The 2,261-nt window shown below is 43.2% G+C and carries 1 protein-coding gene and 1 pseudogene; both read right to left on the reverse strand.

Features of this window, described 5'->3' with window-relative positions:
* A pseudogene (locus tag F6K37_RS38880) lies at nucleotides 1-324 on the reverse strand (DUF4157 domain-containing protein); the annotation flags it as partial.
* Nucleotides 325-444: 120 nt separating this feature from the next.
* The coding region (locus F6K37_RS38885; protein WP_287256554.1) for an eCIS core domain-containing protein at nucleotides 445-2,261 on the reverse strand (1,817 nt) is incomplete at its 5' end.

The following is a 2,261-nucleotide window of genomic DNA, read 5'->3' on the forward strand; positions in this document are numbered from 1 at the left end:
AGCTTCACCAATAGTTAGCTTCGCCTGTACTGGATTGCCCTGCTGCCAATGACCCATTAACTCATGGGAAAGTCCCCTAAACATTGGCATTCGCTGAATTGGTTGCCCACTAACAGGGGAGACACTATTCAGCAGAGGATCTTGGGAACGATGAACTTCTCCAGATTTGTATTGCTGGGATTTAATTAGATTACCCAGTGCTCGGTTGCCGATTATCCCTTGCAGTTCGTCGATTGGGTGGTATGTTGGCTTCCTATTTCCTGATACTATTGACTGATCTCGAGCTTGTGTCTGTCTAGTTTGGCTTTGTCGTAGATTACCCATGAGCTTGACTAAATCTTAAATAGTTTGCGAAATTAACAACCAATCATATTACCGAGTAGGTTATCGGTGTAGGGGAGTGAAACTGTCAGTCTGGATTGGGAATATCCCCATCCACTTCAACTATTGGGCTTTTTTTATGATGATCTGTTCCAATTCTGCTAAGAAACTCTCGATGGCAGTAATTGTTGATTGTGCCATCCTTTCAACTAGACCTCTCTGAGCATTGGTTATCCTTCGTGGTCTTCCTTGATGAAAATTTGGGAGCAAGTCATTTAAAACTTTTCTAATCTCAGCATTTCCAGAGTTATTAACCTGTTGTTGATAAATTTGCTGAACTCCATACCAATCTAAACCTAGACCCATTCCGACTTGAGTTATCCAGCCTCTTGGGTGGGCATGAGACTGTGCCGATGTCAAAACCTTTCTCAAAGCAGATCGGAGTATATTTGGAGGAATATTCCTTCTTAAAATCAACTGCTTCTCGTGAGGGTTGTAGTTTGGTAGGGGTCTTGCTTTGAGGCGCTCGCCTCCACCTGCTGTTGATGTAGCTATTGCCGCCTTGGGCTTGAAGAAGGCATATTCCTTGAGATCTCCTCGGAGGCCGCCGAGTACATTTTTCATAAGCTCCCTTCCTTCCCCACCTTTGATACCGAACAATCGATTTTTGAGTCCGCTGTTAGGGTCTGTTGGATTCTTTAAGAGTGCTTCATACTTTATAAGTGTATTAGGTTCAGGAAAATATGGTGCCCTAGGATCTACTTTTGAAATAATCCGACGAACCTTCATATCAATTTTATTAGCCAGTACACTCAAATCGTCATCAGCAGGCAAATCTCCACCCTGAGCCCCTTGACGCAGCTCGTACCCACCGCTGGCAAGATAGGGGAGTTGTCTTCCTTTAGTCTGATGACGTGTAAGGAGTTGGTCGTACTTGGAAAATAAACCCATGGGTTGATAATGACCGTGTCGAGATTGCTCCTCTGGAACTTTGAGACTAAGCGCGTCGGCATCCCCAATATGAATATAAATGTTTGGTATGTTAAATCGATTTTTTAGGTCATTCACACATCTTTGAGTGTATTGGCTTTTAGTTATTTCATCCCTAAATACCCCATAAGGTAGATAGTTAGCTTCTTTTAATGTTGCTTCTGCTTGATCCTGCTCCTGAGTATTAAGTGTCCCGAAGTCTGTTTCTATCTGATTTGAATCTGCCTTTTGGTTGGTAGATTTTTTAACCCAAAACGGTTCCCATGTAAATCCAAAAACAATCCCTGGATAGTTAAAATTGCCTGTATTATTAATCACATCTCTGATTTCATCCTCACTTCTAGCCCTCATTAAGCTTTTGTATTTATTCACCCCAACTACTAGCCTAAATCGATAAGACATCTCTGTTTTATCTTCAAACCCCTCCTCATACTTAGTAGCGATTGCGTTTGGAGTTGTACCTCCCGGATAGGTAGGAACATTTGCCACATAGCCGTAATTAAACTGGGGATATGGTTGATTGGGTCGATGACCAACTAACTTGTGATGTACATAGGAAGTCCGAGGAGGATTTTGTCCCTGCTGTTGAACAGTTTTTAGTTCGTACTTGTCTTGGAACTGCATCAAAGACATACACTGGATCCTAGCTACAGGAGCTGCGCTGACCCTAACAGATTGATTAGTCACAACTTTGCCACCTCCTTGCTGAATCACATGAGTCAACTCATGAGCAATCAATTGCTGCCCTCCTCGACTCCCAGGATTATATTCCCCCTGCCGAAAGAAGATATCTTTACCTGTAGTAAAAGCACGAGCCTGAATTGATTGATTCAACTGGTCAGATTGGGCATCATTGTGAACCCTGACTCCACTAAAATCTGCCCCAAACGACTGTTCCATTGGTTTCCGGATACTTAAGGCGATCGGCATCCCCGACCCCCTTGCCTGTT

This window comes from Moorena sp. SIO4E2 (assembly GCF_010671945.1).
GTDB lineage: Bacteria > Cyanobacteriota > Cyanobacteriia > Cyanobacteriales > Coleofasciculaceae > Moorena > Moorena producens.